We start from the raw sequence: 18,901 nt of genomic DNA, 5'->3' as shown, positions 1-18,901 counted from the left end.
TTTAAACCTTAAATGTATCTTGTTGAGGTAGTCCTTCCTTTACCGTTACACCAAACTTTTTCCTACCTAAGTGATAGGTTTATCCTTCCTGGGGTAAGGTGTATTGTCCCTTTTAGAAATTCAAGGTTAATAGGGATTGTTCTAAACTGTGAGTTAGCCGAGGAAAACCTCATCAAAAATTCTCCTTTTACCTACAAAGAAGTAGAAGAAGTAATAGACAAAGAACCTATCGTTCCTCCAAAGATGTTTTCTTTTCTTGAATGGGTAGCAAATTATTATCTATGTGCTTTAGGTTTGGTGTACAAAATCGCCCTTCCTTCTGGGACTTTTAGTCTTCCTAAAAAACGCATCTTTCTTACCTATCAAGGGAAAGAGGCTTTAAAAAAAGGAGACCTTCCTGAGGTTTTTTCTCTTATAAAAACAAAAGGATATGAATTTAAGACTTTTCTTAGAAAGGCAAAACTTTCCTCAAAAGAACTACTTAAGTTGAAAAAACAGGGATTGATAGAGATCCAGTACTACTTTCCTGAAGTAAAAATACCTACAGAAACTTTTCTTAGATTAAAACCTAATTTGTCAGAAGAATTTATAGAAAAGGAAGAAATATTACGTTATGTCAATAGATTAAAAGAAGTTCCTGAGAAAGTTTTAAAAAATCTTTTTTCTTCTAAAGAAGTAAACAAGTTGATCAAAAAAGGATTTTTAGAGCGGGTAGAGTATTTAAAAATGAGAAAGATTTCTATGTTTATGTCTGTTCCAGAGGATTATCGTTTGACCTCTTTACAAAGGGAGGTTTTTTTTAAGATTAAGGAAAGGCTTGATAAAGGGGGTTTTTATCCTATTTTGCTTTTTGGGGTTACAGGAAGTGGCAAGTCTTTAATATATTTAGAGGCGATAAAGGAGGTCTTAAATCAGGGAAAAAAAGTCTTAGTTCTGGTTCCTGAGATCGTGCTAACCACTTATATGGAAATGTTGTTGCTTAAACATTTCAAAACAGACATAGCGATTCTTCATAGTGGTCTTTCAGCAGGAGAAAGATTTAGAGAGTGGCAAAGAATTGTTAAGGGTGAGGTTAAAATCGTGGTAGGAGCAAGGTCTGCTATTTTTGCTCCTATAGAAGGATTGGGATTGATAGTGGTAGATGAAGAACATGACCCTTCTTATAAAGAGGAAAACCTTTCCTGTAAATACAATGCGAGAGATCTTGCTTTGGTAAGAGGGAACTTAGAAAACATACCGGTAATTTTAGGTTCAGCTACCCCAAGTATAAAAACTTTTTATAAGGCTGTTGAAGGGAAGTATGAACTTTTGGTTTTAAAAGAACGTCCTTATACACAACTTCCAGAGGTTCGTCTTATAAAACATCCAGGTTTTAAGCTGATTACTTCATCTTTAAAAAAGGCTATAGATGAGGAACTTGCCAAAGGTAAATCGGTATTTTTATATCTTAACCGGAGAGGATATGCCCCTTTGGTTAGGTGTGAAGATTGTCATCATCTTTGGGGATGTCCTAATTGCGGTATACCTTTAACTTATCATAAAGAAGAAGACAGCCTTTTGTGTCATTACTGTGGTTTTGAGTTAAACAAAACTTTAGTTTGTCCTGTTTGTAAAGGGACTAACTTAAAGTTTTATCGTGCAGGAACAGAAAGGGTAGAAGAAGAGTTAAGAAAGATTTTTCCAGAAGTAGAGATAATACGATTAGATAGGGATAGTATCAATACAGAAAGGAAGTTTTTAAAGATCATGGAAAAAATTTACCAGCCTATTCCGAAAATTATCGTGGGAACTCAAATGGGGGTTCATGGGCACAACTTTCCAGAGGTAAGTTTAGTAGGGGTTTTAAGGGCAGAGGAGGGGTTGTTTATTCCTTCTTATAAAGCCGCAGAAAGAAGCTTCCATCTTCTTACTCAGGCAGCAGGTCGGGCTGGAAGAAAGACTGAAAGAGGTAAGGTGTTTTTCCAAACCTCTTTAGAGGAACACTATGTCATAAAGTATGCCTTGACCCAGGACTACGAAAGTTTTTATAAAGAGGAAATAGCTTTAAGGAAGGCTTTTTTGTTTCCCCCTTTTGTAAGGCTAGCAGTTATAAGAATAGAGGGTATAAAAGAAGAAATAGTTAAGCAAGGAAGCATTAAAGCCAAAGAATTTTTAGAAAAAATTGTAGAGGAAGAGGGGTTGGAAGGGGTTTGGGTAATAGGGCCTTCTCCTTGCCCTTTTAGAAAGTTAAAAGGTTTTTATCGGTGGCATATTCTTATCAAATCAGAAAGTCATAAAAAAATTAATCAAATTTTACAAATTTTTTTGGGTAGGTTTATGTTCAAGGGTTTAAAGATAAATCATGATATAGACCCAGAAGACCTTTTATAAAAGATATATGTACCTAATCACCAATAGCGATCTTGAAATTATCTACAATGCTATGAAATTTAGCAAATATTGTTTATCAAAAGAGTGGTGAGTTTTCGGTTTTTATGTTAGAAAAAGCTGTTTTATTTGAAAAGCTTTCTAATAAGCAGTTTAACATAATGAAACAAATAAACACTTTTCAAAGAGATTTTTATGTCTGAGGTGTATGTTTAAAGGCTCATGGGCTTAAGCCTTCTTCCGCTTGTCCGGTATCCTTTATGTTAAAATCTTTATGAACTCGTTAAAGAGGCAGATAAAGTTTTAACTTTTTAAAGTTAAAAAGTAAAACTATAGGTAAGGTTTACATTTTTTAAAAAAGGCATATATTATAAAAGTTGATATGATAAAAACTTCAAAAGTCAAGATAGAAAAACTGTCTTCTGAGCGGTTTTCTTCAGTATATCAATTTGACCTTAAACCTCTTGAGTTGGAAAGTTTTTTAGACGAATATATAGTAGGACAAAGAGAGGCCAAGGCGATTATTTCTACCAAGATATGTACTCACTTTCAGAAAATTAAACATTACGTTTTAAAAAGAAACGAAGATTTTGATTTTGTGAAAAACAACCTTCTTATCATAGGACCTACTGGAGTTGGTAAAACCTATATGATGAAGTTAATAGCCAAGAAAATAGGAGTTCCTTTTGTAAAAGGGGATGCAACCAAGTTTAGCGAGACAGGTTATGTGGGAGGTGATATAGAAGATTTAATTAGAGAACTTTATTGGGAAGCAGAAGGAGATCTTGAGAAAGCCCATTATGGAATGATTTTTTTAGACGAGATAGACAAGATAGCCTCTACCGGAGAAACCATAGGACCAGACGTTTCTCGTACAGGAGTACAAAGGGCTTTGTTAAAACCTTTAGAGGAAACAACGGTAGAGATAAAATTCCCACCTGAGGCAGGTTCTGGGTTTGATCGTAAAGATATTTTTGATAAAACTCGTAAAAGAAAGATAATTCTAAACACTAAGCATGTTCTTTTTGTAGCGAGTGGTGCTTTCCAGGGTTTAGAAGATATCATTAAAAAAAGGCTAAAAAAACAAAAGATGGGTTTTCTTTCTGAAATAGAAGATAGATTAGAACAAAAATTAAACTATTTAAAATTTGTCTCACCAGAAGACCTTGTGGTTTATGGTTTTGAAAGAGAGTTTGTAGGGAGATTCCCTGTTATTGTTGTATTTGATCCTCTTTCTGAGGAAGACCTTTTTGAAATTCTTGCGAATCCTAACAACCCTATGGTTTTAAATAAGAGAAAAGATTTTAACGTTTATGGAATAACCTTAGCTTTTTCCGATGGAGCTTTAAGAAAAATTGCCGAAGTTAGTGCTAAAGAAAATACCGGGGCCAGAGCCTTGGTGATGGTATTGGAGAGAGTTTTAACCCCATATGAAAGACTCTTACCTTCTAAAGGGTTTAAACATCTTGGGGTAACCGAAGAGATGGTAAAAGACCCTGAAGGGGTCCTTCAAGCTATGTTAAACTCTCCTAAAAGTGACCGTTGGAAAGAAATCTTTAGGGCGTGTCTTTTAGAGGAAGAAGAAAGGTTTAAACGTTATCTGAATTCAAAAGGTATTTTAAAATCTGAGAGTTTTTTTGAGTTAACCCTTAAAAGGGTTGAATTACTTTTTGACTTTTATTTGAACGGGGCTATTGAACTAAACAAGGGATGGGAAAAACTTTGTTATGTATGGCAACAAGTTAAAAATTATGAAAAATTTTTCGAAAATAGGTATAACTTAAAGATTTGCTTTTCAGATGATGCGATAGACTTCATCATGGAAAGAGCTATAAAAAAAGAAACGGGTGTTTTTAGTATTTGTGAAAAACTTATGTCTCGTTTAAAAGATGAACTAATTTATTTAAAAGATTTTTGGGATATAGAAGAGATTACCATAACCTCACTTGCTTTTAAAAATCCAGAGAGATTTTATAAACAAACCTCTAAAAAATTAAAGGGTATGGTTATATGATTTACTTAGCCCTTTCGGAAGATTTGTTTAAGAAGTTAAAAGAGGCTTTAGAAAAACATAAAATTAGATATAAATTAATAGAAGACGGAGAGACCCTACTTAAATTAGCTAAAAAGGAAAAACCTAGGTTAATTATTTTGGAAAAAGATATCCCTTTGTTAGATGGATTTGCTACGACTTTACTTTTAAAGTCTAACCCAGAAACTCAAACCATACCTATCGTCGGGGTTTGTAAAGTTCCGTTAAAAGAGGAAGAACATAGGGCTAAGGATTGTGGTTGTGACGATATTTTGGTTTATCCTTTTAAAGAAGAGGAATTTTTAAACAAAGTATTAAAATATATAAAAAAATAGAGGTTGAAAGGTAATGATAGGGATTTCTAAACTTTATTGTGGCACCATAGAGGCTTCAGACCCTTTAAGGTATGGAAGGCACTCGAAAAACCTTCCATCCCATCTTCTTCAATTTTCAGCAGATAAAAAGCCAGTGGTAGTATGGAACGTAACTAAGGCTTGTAATCTTAGGTGTATTCACTGTTATGCTAAGGCAGACAACAAGCCCCATCCAGAAGAACTTACCACTTTAGAAGGTATGGCTTTGCTTGAGGATTTAGCTCAATTTGGAGTACCTGTGGTCTTATTTTCTGGGGGAGAACCTCTGGTAAGGTCAGATATTTTAGATTTGATAAGAAAGGCTGTAGAGTTAGGGATGAGGGCTGTGCTTTCTACCAACGGAGTTTTGATAGATGAACCTTTAGCCAAGGAACTTAAAAAAATAGGGCTTTCCTACGTAGGGATTAGCCTTGACGGATGGAAAGATGTGCATGACAGGTTTAGAGGAGTAAAGGGCTGTTTTGACAAAGTTATCTCTGCTATAGAAAATTGTAAAAAAGAAGGAATAAAAGTAGGTTTAAGATTTACTATCAATAAACTTAATGCCCAAGAGATTCCTAAGGTTTTTGATTTGGTTGAGGAACTTTCTATTCCAAGGATATGTTTTTATCATTTAGTCTATGCCGGAAGAGGTAGCTCTTTGATTGATATGGATTTAGACCATGAGGAAACTCGATATTGGGTAGACTACATCATAGATCGCACCAAAGAGTTGCATGATAAAGGACATAAAGTAGAGGTGTTAACCGTAGATAATCATGCCGACGGTCCTTATTTATATCTTAGGATGAAAAGAGAAGGAAATCCCAGGGCAGAAGAGGTCTATGAACTTCTTAAGATGAACGGAGGTAACAATAGTGGGGTAGGTATAGGATGTATTTCCTGGGACGGAGAGGTTCATGCAGACCAGTTTTGGAGGCACTATTCTTTTGGTAACGTAAGGGAAAGACCTTTTAGTCAGATCTGGACAGATCTATCAGATCCGTTGATGGCTAAACTTAAAGAGAAAAAGAAGCATGTTAAGGGGAGATGCGCTGCTTGCAAGTTTTTGAAAGTATGTGGCGGAAACTTTAGGGTGAGGGCAGAGGCAGTAACAGGAGATGTTTGGGCCCCTGACCCAGCTTGTTATCTAACTGACGAAGAGATAGGTATAGCTTAAAATCTACCTAAGGAGAAATTTATGAATAAGATAGAAAGGGCTTTGATAAGCGTAACAGATAAAAAGGGAGTAGTGGAGTTAGCTAAAGAGCTTGAAAACTTAGGGATAGAAATCATCTCTACAGGTGGTACTGCTAAAGTTTTGAGAGAAGCTGGGGTTAAAGTGGTAGAGATTAGCGAAGTTACAGGTTTCCCTGAAATCTTAGAAGGAAGAGTAAAAACGTTACATCCACATATTCATGGAGGAATTCTTTTTAAAAGAGATAACCCAGAGCATGTAGAAACTATCAAAAAACTTCAGATAAAACCTATAGACTTGGTGGTGGTAAACCTTTATGCCTTTGAAAAAGTGGTAGAAAAAGGAGGAGACTTAGAAGAGGCTATAGAAAACATAGACATAGGAGGTCCTACTTTACTTAGGGCTTCTGCCAAAAATTTTAAATATGTTACGGTAGTGGTAGACCCAGAAGATTATGAAAAGGTTCTTGAAGAAATAAGAACTTATGGTAACACCACCCTTAAAACCAGATTTGAGCTTGCTAAGAAGGTGTTTGCTTTAACCAGTCGTTATGATAGAACCATCCTTGATTACCTTTCAAGGTTTAGTGTATAAAATAAATATGTTTTGCGTTTCTTTAGCTAAACCAAACATTAGTCAAGTTTGCGAACAGATAGAAAAATTTTCAGAAATAACAGACCTTTTTGAAATAAGAATTGATAGTTTAGAAAATCTTTCAAGAGATGAAATTCTAAAAGTTTTTTCCTATCCCTTTAGGTTTATCTTTACTTTAAGAACTTATCGAGAAGGGGGAAAAGCACAGCTTTCCCCTCAGTCTTATATAGATTGGATTCTATGGGCCTTACAACAACCTTTTTATCTGATAGATGTAGAATGGCGTTATTTTAAGAGATATTATGAAAAATTTAATTTAACTACTTCTTTTTATGATAAATATGATAAAATTTTAGTTTCCTATCATAACTTTAACCGAACCCCTGAAAAGGGGTATCTAAAGAGGATGTTACGTGAGATGGGGGAGAAAGGAGTTAAAAAGGCCAAGATTGTGACCATGGCTAAGGTTTTTGAAGACAGTTTAAGACTTTTAGACGTAATAAGATTTGCCAAGGAGTTAGGGATAGAGCTTGTAACCTTTGGTATGGGAGAGGCCGGGAGGTTAAGTCGGGTGTTATGTTTACTTGCTGGATCACCTTTTACTTATGTAGCACCTTCTAAGGAAGAGGCAGTAGCACCTGGACAAATCGACCTTTTAACTGCTAAAACTATATACTCTAACCTTTTAGACCATTTACCTAAACCTTCTTGAGGATAAGCCTAATGTATGATGTATATGGAGTAATAGGATATCCTGTTAAACATTCTCTATCTCCGGTTATTCATAACTTAGGGTTTAAACTTTTGGGACTTAAGTCAGTTTACGGCACTTTTGAAGTCTCTCCTGAAAACTTTGAACAAGCAGTCATAGGAATCAAAGCCTTAGGAATTCAAGGATTATCTGTAACAGTTCCTTATAAAGAACGCATTATGAAATACTTAGACGAAATATATAAAACTTCTTCTGAAATAGGGGCTGTAAATACGGTTGTGGTAGAAGAAGGGAGGCTTTTAGGTTTTAACACAGATTGGATAGGGGTATTAAAGGCTTTTGAGGAGAATGGGATAAGTTTGAAAGGCAAACAAGTAGTGGTAATCGGTGCAGGAGGAGCGGCTAAGGCGGTAGTTTATGCGGTAAAAGAGGCTGGTGCAAAAGAAATAGTGATTTATAATAGGACTTATCAAAAGGCGGTTGAACTTGCTCAAAAATTTGGTGGTGTACCCAAACCTTGGGATGAGTTAAACAAGGCTGAAGGAGAGATTATCATCCAAACCACAAGTGTAGGATTAAATTCCAAAGAAAGTGTAGTTGGACCAGAGGTACTTTTAAGGTTTAAGGTTGCGATGGATTTAGTTTATTCACCCCTCAAAACCACTTTTTTGACCTATGCTGAGGAAAAAGGTTGTAAGGTCATAGACGGCCTTCAAATGTTATTTTATCAAGGTATTGAGCAACTTAGACTTTGGACTAAAAAAAGTTTATCTCAAGAAAGTTTGTCTATTATTCAAAAAGAACTTTATGCCGAAGTACAGAGGAGACAAGCTTAATGAAAAGTGTTAAACCGATACTTCCTCTAAAAGGTTTAAAAAAAATTGAGATAGAATTACCTTCTTCTAAGAGTTTAACCCAAAGGGCTTTGATTTGTGCTTCCTTAGCAGAGGGGAAGTCTCAACTGGTAAATCCTTTGATAAGTGAAGATACCTTGCTTTTAAAAGACGCTTTGGTTGCTACTAACGTAGAGGTTAAAGTAGTTGAGGAAGAAAAACTTTGGGAGATCAAGGGAAGTTTTCCTCCTTTACTTTCGGGTGTAAAGGTTTATTTAGGGAATAATGGTACAGGTTCAAGATTTTTCTTAAGTTATGCCTGTTTAGGGAAGGGAAGTTTTATAGATGTTTACGGAAAGCCAAGACTTCATGAAAGACCGGTAAAACATTTGGTAGAGGCTTTAAGAAAATTAAACGCAAAAATCGAATGTTTAGAAAAAGAAGGGTATTTTCCTATACGGGTAAAATCAAACGTTCTCAGGTCTGAAAGCATCGTCTTACCAGGAGATGTGAGTAGTCAGTTTGTGTCTTCGTTATTGTTAATAGGGCCTTATCTTCCTAACGGTGTAGAGATTTTAATAGAAGGACCGTTTTTTTCACGTCCTTACGTAGAGATTACCTTAGAGGTTATGAAAGAGTTTGGGGTTGAGGTTTATGCTGAAGAAAGATATTTTAAGGTAAGTCCTGGTAGGTATAAACCATCGGTGTATGAAGTTGAGGCTGATGCCTCAAGTTCTTCATATTTTCTAGGTTTACCTTTGATTTTAGGTGAAGGAGAGGTAGTAGTCAAAAACTATAATTATTTTTCTAAACAAGGAGATACTAAGTTTATAGAGTTTATCAAAAAGATGGGAGCTTGCGTAGAACCTCTTTATCCTAAAGGTGTAAGGGTAGCTTTTAAAGGAAGACCTAAGGCCGTAGAACTTGACTTAAAGGATACCCCAGACCTTTTTCCTACGATGTGTGTTTTAGGGGCTGTAGCTGAAGGCAAAACGATCCTTAAAGGGGCTCCACATCTTAGGTTTAAAGAAACAGACCGTATAAAAGCTATGGTGACTGAATTACAGAAGATAGGAGTTAATGCTCAAGAACTTCCTGACGGAGCTGTGATAGAAGGTACCCAGGATTTTCAGCCCGCAGAGATAGAAACTTATGATGACCACCGAATAGCTATGTCCTTTGCCCTTTTAGGGTTAAAGACCGGAAAGATTAAAATAATAAACCCTGAATGTGTAACCAAATCTTTTCCTGATTTTTGGGAATATCTGGAAGCTCTTTATGGATAAGGTGTTATTAATAGGTTTTAGGGCGGTAGGTAAAACTACCGTAGGTAAACTCCTTAGTAGAGCTTTAAATTGGGATTTTATAGACACAGACCAAGAGGTTCAAAGCCTTTCCGGGAAAACGATAAAAGAGATAGTCGAAACTGAAGGATGGGAGACTTTTAGGAGTATTGAAAAAGAGGTTTTGGTTAGGTTGGTTGATAGAAAAGAAATAGTGATTGCTTTAGGTGGGGGAGGAATTTTACATCAACAAGAAATCAAAGCTTTAAAATCAAAAGCATTGGTTGTATGGCTTAAAGCCTCACCTGAAACCATTATAGAAAGAATGCTTAAAGATGAAAAAACCCTAAAAGAAAGACCTAAGCTTACCTCTGAAGATTTAACTTCAGAGGTTCTTCAAGTTTTAAAATCTCGAGAACCGCTCTATCGTGAGGTTGCAGACTTAAGTATAGATACTGAGCAAAAGTCTCCAAAAGAGATACTGGATTTAATCCTTAAACAATTGAAAAACCAAAATATGGTAGGGGAAATTATATGAAGATAGAAAGGTTAATTGTAGGAAGTTTTGAGGTTTGCTGTTATATCGTCTATTGTGAAGACACCAAAGAAGGAGTTATCATAGACCCTGGGGCAGAAGACCCAAGAATTTTAGAGTTAATTAAGACTTTGGGTATTAAGGTAAAAGTTATTTTAGGTACCCACGGACATCCTGATCATGTAGTAGGTGTTTCCTTTTTGAAGGAAGCTTTAAACGTTCCATTTGGGTTGCATGAGGAAGACGACAGGTTTTTTCAAGATAAAAACAATTTTTCTTTTTTTAGGTCCTGGGGTTTTCCAGAGAATCCAAAAGCAGACCTTAGGTTAAAAGAAGGTGATGAAATTGTTTTTGGAAAGGAGAAAATAAAGGTCATACATACGCCTGGACATTCTCCTGGGTCGATATGTTTTTATAATCAAAAAGAACAGGTTTTGTTTACAGGAGATACTTTGTTTGTGGAAGGGGTGGGGAGGGCAGATTTACCTGGGGGTAATTTTTTTCAGATGATGGACTCTATCAAAAAAAAGATCTTAACCCTACCTGAGGAAACCTCTATTTTTCCAGGACATGATTATGGATCTAAACCTGTATCTACGATAGGAGAGGAAAAGAATAACAATCCCTTCTTAGAAGAACTTTTATAATCTTCCTATTCCTTCGTAGCTAAACCCTAAGGATTTTACCACCGAAGGTTCATAAATATTTCTCATGTCTATGATCAAAGGATTTTTCATTACCTTTTTAAGTTGAGAGAGGTCTAAAAACCTGAATTCATTCCATTCGGTAAGAAGTACCAACCCATCTGTTTGAGTAGCACAGTTTAACGGATCAGAGGCATATTCTATGTTAAGTCCTTTGGCAGCTATTTTAAACTCTTCCATAGCTACAGGGTCATAAACCTTTACTTTTGCTCCTTTTTCTAAAAGTACGGGAATGATAGATAAAGCAGGGCTTTCTCTGACATCGCTTGTGTTAGGTTTAAAAGAGAGTCCTAAAACTCCTATAGTCTTATCCTTTAAGTCTCCTAAAAATTTTTCTAATTTTTCTATTACTCTTAGTTTCTGTTTTTCGTTAACTTCTATTACTGCTTCAAGGAGTCTAAAAGGTGAACTTACTTTTCTTCCTTGATGGATAAGAGATTTTACATCCTTAGGTAGACAGGAGCCTCCAAACCCAGGCCCTGGGTTTAGAAATTTAGACCCTATTCTTGGGTCTATTCCTATACCTTTGGCTACAGTAGTAACATCAGCTCCTACTTTTTCACAAAAATTGGCGATTTCATTGATAAAGGAGATTTTAGTAGCCAAGAAAGCGTTGGTTGCGTACTTGATAAGCTCAGCTGTTTCAAGGTTGGTTATGATAAAAGGAGTTTCTGCTAAATATAAAGGACGATAAATGTCTTTTATGATAGCAATGGCATAGGAACTTTCCCCTCCGATAACCACCCTATCTGGATGCATAAAATCTTCTACAGCAGAGCCTTCTCTTAAAAATTCAGGATTAGAAATTACATCCACAGCTACAGAGGTTTTTTTGTTTGAATCTATCAAGTTTTTGATCCATCTGTTGGTTCCTACCGGTACCGTACTTTTGGTAACGATAACCTTATATTCATCGATGATCTCAGCTAAAGATAGGGCTACTTCTTTTATTTGGGAAAGGTCTGCAGAACCATCAGGATTAGGAGGCGTTCCTACACAGATAAAGACTACCAAAGAATTTTTAACTGCCTCTTCTAAGTTTGTAGTAAAAAACAGTCGGTTTGCCTTTACGTTCTTTTTTACCAATTCTTCTAAGCCAGGCTCATAAAAAGGTATAACTCCATTTATTAATTTGTTTATTTTTTTTTGGTCTTTATCTACACAAAAAACCTTCATACCAAAGTCTGCTAACCCTGCACCAGAAACTAACCCTACATATCCTGTCCCTATGATGGTAATGTGCATCTTTTACCTCTTAAGTCAGTAATTTAAATTATGAACGTTTTTTTTGAGTGTTAGAATCCTTAACCGTTATTTTGGTATTTTTTTTCTTAGTTTTAGCCATCTTTGTTTTTAGCTTAGAAGTTTTTTTAGCGAATTTATTAGATTTTTTAGAACTTTTAACTACCGATTTTGCTTTGAAAATTTTGCTTTTAGATACATGATGCATCGGAATTTGTGAGGTTACCACCGTGGTAAGGTATAAAGGTTCTGCTTTGTTTTCTAAAACAAATCTGCTAAACTTAATCAGTTCTTTAGAATCACGCCATAAGCTTTTTCTTGAAGGAGCTCCAAGTACAGAGGTTATGATTAAATGATTGTTAACCTGAGAAGCTGTTACCAAACAGTGTTTAGAAGCTCTGGTAAAACCCGTTTTTCCACCTAACACATAATTTTTTACTTCTGGGTCTTCTAAAAGTTTGTTAGTGTTTTTAAGTACAAGCACCCTTCCATTTTCCGAGGATATGATTTTCGTAGGTGTATGGATGATTTCCTTTATTAAAGGATACTTAAGAGCATGATAAAGAATCAAGGATAGTTCATAGGCAGTAGTATACTGTCCAGGAGCAGGTAATCCGGAAGCAGAAGTAAAATGAGAATTCTTTAATCCTAATTCTTTTGCTTTTCGGTTCATGTAAAAAGTAAAGTTTTCTTCAGAACCTGCCATTTTCTCTGCCAGAGCTACCGCAGCTTGGTTGGAAGATTTCATAAGCATTAAATACAAAAGGTCTTTTACCGTGTAAACTTCCCCCTCTTTTAAAAGAGGAGCCACACTCGGAGTTTCAGCTGCGGTTTTAGAAATGGTTACTTTTTTGTTTAAGGATAACTTATCTAAAACTACCATTGCTGTAACTAATTTTACCGTGCTTGCAGGAGGTATTTTAAGGTTAGGATTTTTGGCAAAAAGAACTTTTCCTGTGGTTGCATCTAAAGTAACCGCAGTTATGGCACTTATTTCAGATAAACTGTTTATGTCTTCAGCCAATCCTTGTTTCCCAAAGAGGATTAAGCAAAAAAACAAAATCAATCCTAAAAATTTTTTTATGTTTTTTTTCATTTGTTTCCTCCTTCTTTTAAAATTTTAATTAAATTTAACGCTACAACTTAAAAAATTTTAAAAGATTTAAAAAAATAGTCAAAACTTCTAAGATTTTTCTAAAATTACTATAAAAAACCGAAAAAGTCAAATATTAAAAAACGATAAAACTTTAAAAAAAACAAAGAATGGTTAAAATTTAATAAGAAACAGGGTTTATTTAAATAAATTACTATATTATTACGATTATTTAGAGTTTCTGGTTATGAAAAACAAAGAAGTAGCTGATATCTTAGATAAAGTAGCGGCGCTTTTAGAAATAAAGGGAGATAATCCTTACAGGATTAGGGCTTATCAAAGGGCAGCTCAAGTGATAGAGTCTTTATCTCAGGATGTAGAAGTGCTGGCTCAAGAAAATAAGTTGGAAAAACTTCCTGGAATTGGTGCAGATTTAGCAGGTAAAATCAAAGAGATTTTGCAAACAGGAACGTTAAAACTTTATGAAGAGCTAAAGTCAGAAATACCACCGGTGCTTCTTACTTTTTTAGAAATCCCAGGACTTGGTCCTAAAAAAGTAAAAGTACTTTATGAAAAGTTAAACATTTTAAGCTTAGACGAGTTAGAAAAAGCCTGTAAAGAGCATCGATTGGCTAAACTTCCTGGTTTTGGAATAAAAACTGAAGAAAATATTCTAAAAGGAATTAAACTTTTTAAAGAAAAAAGAGGAAGAAGACCTTTAGGAGAGATTTTGCCTATAGCAGAAGAGATAGTCCAAACTCTTAAAACTATAAGTCCTGTGGAGCAGATTGCTATAGCCGGAAGTATAAGAAGAAGAAAAGAAACTGTCAAAGACATCGATGTGCTTATTACGTCTCAAAAGCCAGAGCAGGTAATGAAAAAGGTCACTGAACTACCTTTAGTGGAAGAGGTAATAGCCTTTGGAGAAACTAAAACAAGCGTTAGGTTAAAAATAGGTGTTCAAATGGACATAAGGGTAGTGGCTCCTGATTCTTGGGGGGCAGCTTTAGCTTATTTTACAGGTTCCAAGGCTCATAACATCAGGATAAGAGAACTTGCCTTAGAAAAAGGTTTAAAAATAAATGAATATGGAGTTTATAAAGGTGAGACTAAAATTGCTGGAAAGACTGAAGAAGAGATTTATCAAGTGTTAGGTCTTCCTTTTATACCTCCTGAACTTAGAGAGGACCGCGGGGAAATAGAAGCAGCTTTTGAAGGAAGATTGCCTAAATTGGTAGAGTACCAAGAAATAAAAGGAGATGGACATGTACATTCAAAATATAGTGACGGCACGGCAAGCTTACCAGAAATCGTTCAAAAAGCTGAAGCGATGGGGCTTGAATGGGTGATAGTTTGCGATCATTCTCAAGGATTAAAAGTGGCGGGAGGGGTGCCTGTAGAAGACCTTTTTAAGAAAAAAAGAGAAATAGAAAAAATAAACAAAAGATCCAAAAAGGTTAAACTTATTTTTGGAGCAGAGGTAGACATACTTTCAGATGGTTCTTTAGACTATCCTGATGAGGTGTTGAAAGAGATAGACTTTGTGATTGCTGCTATCCATACAGGTTTTCAGCAATCTGAAGAAATGATTACCCAAAGGATTATCTCTGCTTTAAAACATCCTTTAGTTCATGCGATAGCCCATCCTACAGGTAGGGTCATCGGAGAAAGAGAACCTTATGCCATAAACCTTCTCAAAGTAATAGAAGTAGCTGCTCAATACCAAAAAGCTTTGGAAATAAACGCTTATTATAAAAGGTTAGACCTAAATGATGTCAACGTAAGAGCAGCCATAGAAAAGGGAGTTCCTGTTATCATAGGTACTGATGCACACTTTATAGATCAGATGGACTACTTACATCTGGGGACAGCTACCGCAAGAAGAGGTTGGTGTGAAAAAAGACATGTTTTAAATACTCTTTCTTATTCAGAGCTTATATCTTGGTTAAAGAGGTTAAGACCGTAGGTGAAAAAGGAGTATCTTGAGTTACAACAGGTTTCAACCCATAATCTCAAGGGGTTTAACCTTCAAATTCCATTAAACTCTTTGGTCGTTATCACCGGACCTTCAGGCTCTGGAAAGAGTTCCCTTGCTATAGATACGATCGCCGAAGAAGGGAAGAGTCGACTTTTAAAAGTTTTGAATTATGATAAAGAATTTTATGTAACTACTTCTTATCAAGCTATGTTTTCTTCTTCTATACCTCCTGTCTTTGCCTTAGCTCAGGGCGTAAGAAATTGGTTCCCCTATAAAACTGTGGGAGAGTTTTTAGGATTGGTTAAGGTTTTAGAGGTTTTATTTTTACTTGAAGGAGAGGTTTTTTGTGCTTCCTGTGGGGCTTTTAACCGGGTACATTCTATCTCCCAGGTTATTTCTTGGTATGAAACTTTAAAAGAAGGAACTAAATTTTATTTTTTAGTTCCACTTTTAGAAATTACTCCTAAAGCCATCGAATATTTAGTTTCTCAGGGTTTTGTAAAATATCTTATAGATGACAGAGAAATAGACCTCTCAGAAGAACAACTGCCTCAAAGTTTTAATGAAGTTTTTTTGATTTTAGATAGGATGGTTAAAGAAGGGAATGGCCGAGATAGGTTGGTTGAAAACATAAGAATTAGTTTTTCCCTTAGTAACGGAAGGTTCTTCTTAAAAACTACCGAAGGTCTTCAAGCTCAGTTTAGTTTAAGGCCTGTTTGTTTTCGTTGCGGGAGTATCCTACCGGTAGGTTGGTTTTATTGTAAAACCTGCGGAGGTAGAGGTTATAAACAAAAGGTAGCCTGTGAGACTTGTAACGGATTAAAGTTAAGAGAAGAGGTTTTAAAAAGTAGGATAGGGGATTTTAGTATAGAAGAAATCTTAAGGTTAGACCTTAAAACTTTTAAGGATTTTTTATCAAGATTTTCTAAAATTAAAGGTTTAGAAACTTTCATAAAGTTTTTGCTATATAAGTTAGAACAGGCTGAATTTTTAGGAATAGCCTATCTTAGCCCTTCCACCCCTGTGTTTAAGCTTTCTGTAGGGGAGAAAAAACTGATAGAGGTTTTACAGGTTTTAACCGCAGATCTTACTCACTGTCTTTTTATCCTTGATGAACCTACTTTAGGGCTTGAAGTAGAACAGCGGTTTAAAGTGTTAGAATTTTTGAAAAATCTTGTCAAAAAAGGAAACTCTTTGTTAGTCGTAGAACATGATCCTTTTTTCATCTATCAAGCTGATTTTATCATCGAGTTAGGTGTTGGGGGGGGAGAGAAAGGGGGATACTTAGTAAAAGCAGATTTTAATCCTTTATACTTTGAAAAAAATCGCACCTTAACCTCAGATTATTTTTCAGGAGAAAAAAGGATTGTCAAGAAAGAAAAGACAAGAGAAGCAGAGATGCTTGATCTCTCCTTATCTTTGGGTCGGGTTAAGATTCTTTCTAACCGGATAAATCTCATTTATGGAAGGCCTGGGAGTGGTAAAACCAAAGTGTTTAACCAACTTTTCGAGTTTTTAGTCAATCAGGATAAACAGGTGGTTTTCAGTGATCTCTCAGTTTTTAGAAAAAAAGAGGATTGGGTTATCCAGTATCTAAACCTTTGGGACTTGTTAAGAGAAGTTTTGGTTCAACTTCCTTCGGCAAGGGTAAAAGGCCTTAGCAAAAAACATTTTAGTTTCACTTCCAAAGAAGGAGTTTGTGTAGGTTGTAAGGGTAAAGGGAAAAAGATATATAAAGAAGAAACTGCGATAGAAGTTTTGTGTGAAGAATGTTTGGGTAAAAGATTAAGTTTAGAGGTATTAAACTTAGAATACAAAGGTTTTAAAATTTTTGAAGTTTTAGATTTTACCATAGAAGAGGCCTTTCAGGTTTTTTCAAACCTACCTAAGGTAAAAGAAAAGTTGATGCATCTAATAGACATCGGACTAGGGTATCTAAAACTTTCTCAAGAAGTTCAGACCCTTTCTGGAGGAGAAAAAAGTAGGCTTTCTTTAATAAAAAATTTAACTGAAAAAAAACAGGTGGAATATGTTTTTTTGGAGTTTCCCTTCGAAGGGCTACATTTAGAAGATATAAACAGGCTTTATCAGTGGATAGAAAAGATGGTTGCAAAACCTGTGACTTTTATTATCTTAGAGACAAACCCGTTGGCTGTGTTTTTAGCTGATTTTTTAACAGAGGTCCAAAACCAGAAGATAATTTTTCAAGGTTTTTTTGAGGACTGGCTAAAGGCTCAACCTGAAACACTTAAAGAAAAATTTGCGTTTTATCAACGGTTTGTGGCTAAATTTTAGAAAGAGGGAGGGTTTTTATGGATGTAAGGGTAGGAGGTATTTTATTAGCTCTCTTGTTGGTTTTGGGAGAATATTTTGGTGCTCCCTGGGGTATTACTAACCAACCTTTTTTTAATTTATTTGTTCTTTGGTTAGGAGCATTTTTTTCTGCCAATCTTTTTAAAGAGTGTGGATTAAGAATTCCATCTAATCAAGAACTGATAAAAAGTTTTATGGCAGGTATTTTAATGGGTATAGGGGCTTTTTTAGCGACAGGAGACAACATTACCTCTTTTGTAATGCCCTTTGTTAACCTTTCCGCAGGTTCTTTGGTGGTACTGGTTGGTTTGTGGATAGGGGGTTTTATAGGGATAAAATATCAGCTAAAAGAGTTAGAAAAAAAGCAACAGGTTAGAGCGATACAAATAAGATTTACCAAGTTAAATCCTCTGCTGGCTTTACTAAGCCTTGGGGTTTTGGTTTGGTTGTGTTTTAAATCCTGGGATCTTGTTTTTTGGGCAGCTATAGGAATGGTTCTACAAAAAAGCAACTGGTGTATGGTGAATACGCTAAAAGAACCCTTCTTTTCAGAAAAAAACATCAATACCCAAGCTGTGGTTTTAACGTTAGGATTAGCGGTTTTAGGTATATGGGGACTCAAATTTTACCAGGTATTAGAACCCTATACCTATGTTTTACCAAATTTTGGAATCTTAGGTCTTGTCGGGGGGATAATCTTTGGATTAGGTATGTTGTTAGCAGGCTCTTGTGGAGCAAGTCTCTTTGCAAAATCAGGAGAGGGAGATCTTAAGTCTTTCATTACCTTAGGGGTTTTACTAAGCTGTTATAAAGCTTTAAACTCAACCATCTCTCTTTCTTTCTTACAAGGACCACTAAAAGATCTAAACATTTATCTGCCAGATTATTTTGGTTATTCAGGGGCTCTTTTAATCTCATTGGTGGTGTTAGGTTTCTGGTTGACTTTTAGTTGGTGGAACAGCAAAACCAAAAAGTTGTTAAAGCGTTATTATATTTGAAGTGGTTTATTTTAACTTTAGTAGTTTTATCAAGGTATAAGCAAGAAAAACAGCCCCTGATATCCTTATCACCCATAAATACCAGGGGCTGTTTTTAAGATAATTCCAGATAAATTGCTTTTTATTCATCTTTTACTACCTCATAAACCTCAGAGAGATGTCTGTAGCGTTCAGCAAAGTCTAAACCATATCCTACTAAAAACCCTTTTTCTACTTCAAAACCGATGTAATCTACCGGCACATCTACTTCTCTTCTTTCTTTTTTGTTGATGAGAGCACACACTTTAAGGGTTTTAGGGTTTAACTCTTTAATCCTTTCATACAAAAATTTCAAGGTAAGTCCGGTATCAACAATGTCTTCTACGATGATTACATTTTTACCCTCTACAGGTAATTCTAAATCTTTTACCAATTCAACATTTCCAGAAGATTTGTCAGAAAGTCCGTAACTTTTAACCCGAACAAAATCAACCTCTACATTAGGATTTCTGATGTGCTTTATAAGGTCTGAAAGAAACATAAAAGCTCCTTTCAACGTACCTATAAATACTATCGGTTCTTCGTTAAAATCTTTATCAATTTTATCGGATAACTCTTTTATTTTGCGTAAAATTTCTTTTTCAGATATAACAAGTTTTAGTTGAGGTTTTTCCATGTTAGCCCCTC

The 18,901-nt window shown here is 35.4% G+C and carries 17 protein-coding genes; 13 read left to right on the top strand and 4 right to left on the bottom strand.

Features of this window, described 5'->3' with window-relative positions; genetic code table 11:
• The first annotated feature begins 12 nt into the window (after positions 1-12).
• The 10 genes from priA (at position 13) to H529_RS0102500 (ending at position 10,554) form a co-directional block, all read left to right on the top strand.
• Positions 13-2,370 (top strand): replication restart helicase PriA, encoded by a 2,358-nt coding sequence (priA, locus tag H529_RS09875; protein ID WP_022854999.1) that lies wholly within the window; start codon positions 13-15, stop codon positions 2,368-2,370.
• Positions 2,371-2,749: 379 nt separating this feature from the next.
• Positions 2,750-4,381, top strand: a complete 1,632-nt coding sequence (locus H529_RS0102540) for an AAA family ATPase (RefSeq protein WP_022854997.1) — start codon at positions 2,750-2,752, stop codon at positions 4,379-4,381.
• Complete coding sequence (locus H529_RS09870; protein WP_022854996.1) at positions 4,378-4,734, top strand: response regulator; 357 nt, start codon at positions 4,378-4,380, stop codon at positions 4,732-4,734. Before H529_RS0102540 ends, H529_RS09870 begins: the two co-directional genes overlap by 4 nt.
• Positions 4,735-4,747: 13 nt before the next feature.
• Positions 4,748-5,932 (top strand): 12,18-didecarboxysiroheme deacetylase, encoded by a 1,185-nt coding sequence (ahbC, locus tag H529_RS0102530; protein ID WP_022854995.1) that lies wholly within the window; start codon positions 4,748-4,750, stop codon positions 5,930-5,932.
• A 21-nt stretch (positions 5,933-5,953) separates the two neighbouring features.
• Complete coding sequence (locus H529_RS0102525; RefSeq protein WP_022854994.1) at positions 5,954-6,544, top strand: IMP cyclohydrolase; 591 nt, start codon at positions 5,954-5,956, stop codon at positions 6,542-6,544.
• Positions 6,501-7,256 carry a type I 3-dehydroquinate dehydratase gene (aroD, locus tag H529_RS0102520; protein WP_022854993.1) on the top strand — a complete coding sequence of 252 codons (756 nt, stop codon included), beginning with the start codon at positions 6,501-6,503 and terminating at the stop codon, positions 7,254-7,256. Before H529_RS0102525 ends, aroD begins: the two co-directional genes overlap by 44 nt.
• A gap of 11 nt (positions 7,257-7,267) precedes the next feature.
• Complete coding sequence (locus H529_RS0102515) at positions 7,268-8,092, top strand: shikimate dehydrogenase (RefSeq protein ID WP_022854992.1); 825 nt, start codon at positions 7,268-7,270, stop codon at positions 8,090-8,092.
• On the top strand, positions 8,092-9,375 hold the full coding sequence (gene aroA / locus H529_RS0102510) for a 3-phosphoshikimate 1-carboxyvinyltransferase (RefSeq protein ID WP_022854991.1): 1,284 nt from the start codon (positions 8,092-8,094) through the stop codon (positions 9,373-9,375). The genes H529_RS0102515 and aroA overlap by 1 nt, the downstream gene beginning before the upstream one ends.
• Positions 9,368-9,910: a shikimate kinase gene (locus H529_RS0102505; protein ID WP_022854990.1), complete on the top strand. Its 543-nt coding sequence runs from the start codon at positions 9,368-9,370 to the stop codon at positions 9,908-9,910. The genes aroA and H529_RS0102505 overlap by 8 nt, the downstream gene beginning before the upstream one ends.
• Positions 9,907-10,554, top strand: a complete 648-nt coding sequence (locus H529_RS0102500; RefSeq protein ID WP_022854989.1) for an MBL fold metallo-hydrolase — start codon at positions 9,907-9,909, stop codon at positions 10,552-10,554. The genes H529_RS0102505 and H529_RS0102500 overlap by 4 nt, the downstream gene beginning before the upstream one ends.
• On the opposite strand, the gene H529_RS0102495 is transcribed toward H529_RS0102500, so the two are convergent.
• Positions 10,549-11,856: a UDP-glucose dehydrogenase family protein gene (locus H529_RS0102495; RefSeq protein WP_022854988.1), complete on the bottom strand. Its 1,308-nt coding sequence runs from the start codon at positions 11,854-11,856 to the stop codon at positions 10,549-10,551. The two genes, H529_RS0102500 and H529_RS0102495, sit on opposite strands and share 6 nt — an antisense overlap.
• A 28-nt stretch (positions 11,857-11,884) precedes the next feature.
• Complete coding sequence (locus H529_RS11140; RefSeq protein WP_022854987.1) at positions 11,885-12,949, bottom strand: D-alanyl-D-alanine carboxypeptidase family protein; 1,065 nt, start codon at positions 12,947-12,949, stop codon at positions 11,885-11,887.
• Positions 12,950-13,193: 244 nt separating this feature from the next.
• Between H529_RS11140 and polX the strand changes: the two genes are divergently transcribed.
• From polX to H529_RS0102475, 3 genes are read left to right on the top strand one after another with little or no spacing between them, the layout of a single operon-like run.
• On the top strand, positions 13,194-14,912 hold the full coding sequence (gene polX / locus H529_RS0102485; RefSeq protein WP_022854986.1) for a DNA polymerase/3'-5' exonuclease PolX: 1,719 nt from the start codon (positions 13,194-13,196) through the stop codon (positions 14,910-14,912).
• A complete protein-coding gene (locus H529_RS0102480; protein WP_022854985.1) occupies positions 14,913-17,219 on the top strand; it encodes a hypothetical protein in 2,307 nt (768 codons plus the stop codon). It abuts the gene before it with no gap.
• A gap of 17 nt (positions 17,220-17,236) precedes the next feature.
• Positions 17,237-18,235 carry a YeeE/YedE thiosulfate transporter family protein gene (locus H529_RS0102475; protein ID WP_022854984.1) on the top strand — a complete coding sequence of 333 codons (999 nt, stop codon included), beginning with the start codon at positions 17,237-17,239 and terminating at the stop codon, positions 18,233-18,235.
• A 6-nt stretch (positions 18,236-18,241) separates the two neighbouring features.
• Here the strand turns inward: H529_RS0102475 and H529_RS12060 are convergent, their stop codons facing one another.
• Positions 18,242-18,364: a hypothetical protein gene (locus H529_RS12060; protein WP_022854983.1), complete on the bottom strand. Its 123-nt coding sequence runs from the start codon at positions 18,362-18,364 to the stop codon at positions 18,242-18,244.
• Complete coding sequence (hpt, locus tag H529_RS0102465) at positions 18,357-18,890, bottom strand: hypoxanthine phosphoribosyltransferase (protein ID WP_022854982.1); 534 nt, start codon at positions 18,888-18,890, stop codon at positions 18,357-18,359. The genes H529_RS12060 and hpt overlap by 8 nt, the downstream gene beginning before the upstream one ends.
• Positions 18,891-18,901: the final 11 nt, after the last annotated feature.

It is taken from the genome of Thermodesulfobacterium thermophilum DSM 1276, from assembly GCF_000421605.1.
Taxonomy (GTDB): Bacteria; Desulfobacterota; Thermodesulfobacteria; order Thermodesulfobacteriales; family Thermodesulfobacteriaceae; genus Thermodesulfobacterium; species Thermodesulfobacterium thermophilum.
The sequence above is the reverse complement of the archived record's forward strand: the minus strand, read 5'-3'. Positions and strand labels throughout refer to the sequence as shown.